The sequence below is a fragment of the Pseudomonas sp. NPDC087803 genome (genome assembly GCF_044742995.1).
Lineage (GTDB): Bacteria > Pseudomonadota > Gammaproteobacteria > Pseudomonadales > Pseudomonadaceae > Aquipseudomonas.
Genome location: NZ_JBIUVO010000118.1, coordinates 1 through 4,978 on the forward strand (window position 1 = coordinate 1; position 4,978 = coordinate 4,978).

Annotated in this window: 5 protein-coding genes and 1 pseudogene; all 6 read left to right on the forward strand. The window is 60.5% G+C overall.

Annotated features, from left to right (window positions below; translation table 11 throughout):
- Positions 1–506 (forward strand): annotated as a pseudogene (locus ACIOUG_RS26505) (23S rRNA (adenine(2503)-C(2))-methyltransferase RlmN); the annotation flags it as partial.
- Positions 507–518: 12 nt separating this feature from the next.
- Positions 519–1,277 (forward strand): type IV pilus biogenesis/stability protein PilW, encoded by a 759-nt coding sequence (gene pilW / locus ACIOUG_RS26510; protein WP_401070066.1) that lies wholly within the window; start codon positions 519–521, stop codon positions 1,275–1,277.
- Positions 1,277–2,314: a RodZ domain-containing protein gene (locus ACIOUG_RS26515; protein ID WP_401070069.1), complete on the forward strand. Its 1,038-nt coding sequence runs from the start codon at positions 1,277–1,279 to the stop codon at positions 2,312–2,314. The genes pilW and ACIOUG_RS26515 overlap by 1 nt, the downstream gene beginning before the upstream one ends.
- Positions 2,315–2,317: 3 nt before the next feature.
- Complete coding sequence (gene ispG / locus ACIOUG_RS26520; RefSeq protein WP_401070071.1) at positions 2,318–3,427, forward strand: flavodoxin-dependent (E)-4-hydroxy-3-methylbut-2-enyl-diphosphate synthase; 1,110 nt, start codon at positions 2,318–2,320, stop codon at positions 3,425–3,427.
- A 36-nt stretch (positions 3,428–3,463) separates the two neighbouring features.
- On the forward strand, positions 3,464–4,753 hold the full coding sequence (gene hisS / locus ACIOUG_RS26525; protein WP_003227887.1) for a histidine--tRNA ligase: 1,290 nt from the start codon (positions 3,464–3,466) through the stop codon (positions 4,751–4,753).
- 41 nt (positions 4,754–4,794) lie between these two features.
- Positions 4,795–4,978, forward strand: a 184-nt coding sequence (locus tag ACIOUG_RS26530; protein WP_401070074.1) for a tetratricopeptide repeat protein, incomplete at its 3' end; no start/stop codon positions are given.

The following is a 4,978-nucleotide window of genomic DNA, read 5'->3' on the forward strand; positions in this document are numbered from 1 at the left end:
CGCCCCCCGCCGCCTCCCCCGCGCCCTCCCCGCACGCCCCGAATGCCGCCGTGCGTAACCACTTGGTGCCGATCAACAAGAACTATCCGCTGAAGATGCTGCTCGAGTCGTGCCAGCGCTACATGTCCGCCCTAGGTGAGAAACGAGAGCAGACCATCGAGTACACCATGCTCAAGGACGTCAACGACAAGCTTGAGCACGCGGTGGAAATGATCGAGCTGCTCAAAGACATTCCATGCAAGATCAACCTGATTCCGTTCAACCCGTTCCCGCATTCCGGTTACGAGCGGCCAAGCAACAACGCCATTCGTCGGTTCCAGGATCAGTTGCATCAGGCGGGTTACAACGTCACTGTGCGCACCACCCGTGGTGAAGACATCGACGCTGCATGTGGTCAATTGGTAGGGCAGGTGCTGGATCGCACCCGTCGCAGCGAACGTTACATCGCCGTGCGCGAGTTGAGCGCCGACAGCGATCTGGCACAGAACGCCGCGAACACTAACTAAGAGAGGATCTCTATGTCCCTGCGCTTTGCGCTGCTGTTGCTGATGGCCAGCCTGTGTGCTGGTTGTGTCCTGTCGGGTGACTACAACCCGATGAAGACCAGCAAGGGCCGCGACGAAGCGCGTGCCGCCTACGTGCAGCTGGGACTGGGATACTTGCAGCAAGGGATGACCGAGCGCGCCAAGGTGCCGCTGAAGAAGGCGCTGGAGCTGGACGGCTCCGATCCTGATGCCAACGCTGCCCTCGGGCTGGTGTTCCAGGCCGAAATGGAGCCGAAACTGGCTGACGAACATTTCCGCAAAGCCCTGTCCTCGCGTCCCACCGATGCACGAATCCTCAATAATTACGGCAGTTTTCTCTACGAAGAGCAGCGTTACAAGGAAGCCTACGAGCGTTTTGAGCAGGCGGCCGCCGATACCCTGTATCCTGAGCGTTCGCGAGTCTTCGAAAACCTCGGCATGACCGCTGCGAAGCTCGGGCAGCGGGATCTGGCGCAGCAGCAACTGGAAAAAGCCCTGCGGCTGAACCGTCAACAACCGCGTGCTTTGCTGGAAATGGCTGAGTTGTCCTTCGAAGACAGGCATTATGTGCCCGCGCGTGACTATTACGACCGTTTCAGCCTGCTAACCGAGCAAAATGCACGTAGTCTATTGCTCGGCGTTCGGCTGGCAAAAGTGTTTGAAGATCGCGACAAGGCCGCCAGTTATGGCCTGCAATTAAAACGACTCTATCCCGGTACGCCGGAATATCAGCAATACCTGTCGGAGCAATGATGAAAGCGGCGCATCCCGAAGTTGTAGCAGCGACTCGCGTTAATCCCGGTGAGACTTTGCGCCAGGCCCGCGAAAGCAATGGCTGGTCGCTGGCCGAAGTGGCCCTCAAGCTCAACCTCACCGTGACTTCCCTGAGCAATCTTGAAGCCGGCGCTTTCGACAAGCTGCCGGGGCATACCTTCGCTCGCGGTTACATTCGCGCTTATGCCAAGTTGCTCGGCATGGACCAGACCGTTCTGGTCCAGCAATTCGACCAGTCCACCGGCACCGACTCCCAGGGCAGCAACGTGCATGCGCTGGGGCGTATCGAAGAGCCGGTGCGGGTTTCCCATACCATTTTGCGCATTGTCAGCCTGTTGTTGCTGATCGCGGTCATCGGCGGCGGTTTCGTCTGGTGGCAGGATCAGACCTCGCTGCGCAGCAAAGACTTGACCAGCCTGGCTCCGGAGCACGTCGAAGTCGAAGGCGCCGATGGCACCACGCAGATTCATCCGATCGACGAGCCGGAAGACCAGGCCGTTGCCGAAGGTCAGGCCGAGGGCGCCACCGCGCTGGCACTGCCGCAAGCGGAAACCAGCGCTGAAGCGAGCGGCGCCGAGCCTATTGCTCCGGCAACCGCTCCCGCCGCCCCGGCTGCGACCACACCAGCCGCACCGGTTCATACACCGGCCCCGGTTGTGGCGACTCCAGCGACTCCGGCACCGAACGTCCCTGCCACACCCGCGCCGACCGTCACCGCTCCAGTAATCGCGGCCACCACTGCGCCAACCGCAGAAGCAGCGGTTCCAGCGGCTGGCGACGGCCAGGTGCAACTGCAGTTCACCGCCGATTGCTGGGCGCAGGTCACCGATGGTCGCGGTAAAGTGCTGTTCAGCGGTCTGAAACATAAAGGCGACAGCGTTTCGGTTTCCGGCAAGCCGCCACTGGCGGTGCGTCTGGGTGTGGCTCGCGCCGCACAGGTCAGCTACAACGGCCAGCCGGTCGATATCGCTCCGTTCACCAGTGGCGAGACTGCTCGCCTGAAGTTGGGTCAATAAGTCATGCACGGCGAATCTCCAATCAAACGTCGCGTTTCGCGCAAGATCTGGGTCGGTAACGTGCCTGTTGGCGGCGATGCGCCTATCGCTGTGCAGAGCATGACCAACAGCGACACCAATGATGTGGCTGCCACCGTCGCGCAGATCAATCGTCTGGAAGCCGCCGGCGTCGACATCGTCCGCGTTTCGGTACCGGACATGGACGCCGCCGAGGCGTTCGGCAAGATCAAGCAACTGGTCAAGGTGCCGCTGGTTGCCGACATCCATTTCGACTACAAGATCGCTCTGCGCGTCGCCGAACTGGGTGTGGACTGCCTGCGTATCAACCCGGGCAACATCGGTCGTGAAGACCGGGTGCGCGCCGTGGTCGACGCCGCCCGTGACCGCGGGATCCCGATCCGCATCGGCGTCAACGCCGGTTCCCTGGAAAAAGACCTGCAGAAGAAATACGGCGAACCGACCCCGGCGGCACTGGTCGAGTCCGCGCTGCGCCACGTCGAACACCTCGAGCGCCTGAATTTCCAGGACTTCAAGGTCAGCGTGAAAGCTTCCGACGTGTTCATGGCCGTCGAAGCCTACCGTTTGCTGGCGAAAGAAATCGTCCAGCCGCTGCACCTGGGAATCACCGAAGCCGGTGGTTTGCGTTCGGGCACAGTGAAATCCGCCGTGGGCCTAGGTATGCTGCTCGCCGAGGGGATTGGCGATACTATCCGCATCTCGCTGGCGGCCGACCCGGTCGAGGAAGTGAAGGTCGGGTACGACATTCTCAAGTCTTTGCATCTGCGTTCCCGTGGCATCAACTTCATCGCCTGCCCGAGCTGTTCGCGGCAGAACTTCGATGTGGTCAAGACCATGAACGAGCTGGAAGGGCGCCTTGAAGTCCTGCTGGTGCCGCTGGATGTCGCGGTCATCGGTTGCGTGGTCAACGGCCCCGGCGAAGCCAAGGAAGCCCATATCGGCTTGACCGGCGGCACGCCAAACCTGATTTACATCGACGGCAAGCCGTCGCAGAAACTGACGAATGACAATCTGGTGGACGAGCTGGAAAAGCTGATCCGCCAGAAAGCGGCCGAAAAGGTCGAAGCTGACGCAGCGGTCATCGCGCGCGGCTGAGCCTGACTGAAAGCCGAACGAATTTAAGGATTTATAGTGAGCAAGTCTCTGCAAGCCATTCGTGGCATGAACGACATCCTGCCCGAACAGACCCCGCTGTGGCGTTATTTCGAGGGCACTGTCGCGCGTCTGCTGGATAACTACGGTTACAAGCAGATCCGCATGCCGATCGTCGAATTCACCGAGCTGTTCAAGCGCTCGATCGGTGAAGTGACTGACATCGTCGAAAAAGAGATGTACACCTTCGAAGACCGCAACGGCGACTCCCTGACCCTGCGTCCGGAAGGCACCGCGGCGTGCGTGCGTGCCGTGCTCGAGCACGGCATCACCGGCGGTGGCCAAGTGCAGAAACTCTGGTACATCGGCCCGATGTTCCGTCACGAGCGTCCGCAGAAAGGTCGTTATCGCCAGTTCCACCAGATCGGTCTGGAAGTGTTCAACCTCGACGGTCCGGACATCGACGCCGAGCTGATCATCATGACCTGGCGCCTGTGGGGCGAGCTGGGTATCCGTGATGCGGTCAAGCTCGAGCTCAACAGCCTGGGCACCAGCGAGTCCCGTGGTCGCTATCGTGAAGCGCTGGTCGAGTACCTCTCGGCGCATCACGACAAGCTCGACGAAGACAGCCAGCGTCGCCTGAAAACCAACCCGCTGCGCGTGCTCGACACCAAAAATGCCGACACGCAGGCGGTACTGGTCGATGCGCCGAAAATGGCTGACTACTTGGACGACGAATCCCGTGCGCACTTCGAAGGTCTGAAGGCGCGTCTGGACGCGGTTGGCATCCCTTACGTGCTTAACCCGAAACTGGTGCGCGGCCTCGATTACTACAGCAAAACCGTATTCGAATGGGTCACCGACAAGCTCGGCGCCCAGGGCACTGTCTGCGCGGGCGGTCGATACGACGGTCTGGTCGAGCAGATGGGCGGCAAGCCGACCGCAGGCGTCGGTTTCGCCATGGGCATCGAGCGTCTGGTGTTGATGCTCGAAACCCTGGAGCAGATCCCGGAAGAAATCTCCCGTCAGGTCGACGTCTACCTCTGCGCCTTTGGTGAGCAGGCCGAACTGGCCGGTCTGGCCCTGGCCGAGCGTGTACGTGACCAGCTTCCAAACCTGCGTCTGCAAGTCAATGCCGGCGCCGGCAGCTTCAAAAGCCAGTTCAAGAAAGCCGACAAGAGCGGTGCACTGTATGCACTGATCCTCGGTGACGACGAAATGGCCCAGCAAGTGGTAGGTTTCAAACCCCTGCGTGGCCAGGGCGAACAACAAAGCATTGCCTGGGATGCGCTTGCCGCTCACCTGGCCACCTGCGTCGTGCAGGGTTGAAGCTGTCTTAACAGCCGATTTAGCGATTAAGGAGTATTGGGGTGTCGAGCACCGAAGACGAACAGTTGGCGGATTTGAAGGACTGTTGGACACGCAACGGAAAACCTCTCGTCACCGGCGGCCAGTTGGCGCTGGTCATCGTGTTCGCCTCGCAGGCATTTCACAAGTATCAGAGCAACCAGACGCAAGGCGCCTCGGTGCTCTATCAGCAACTGCTGGAAACCA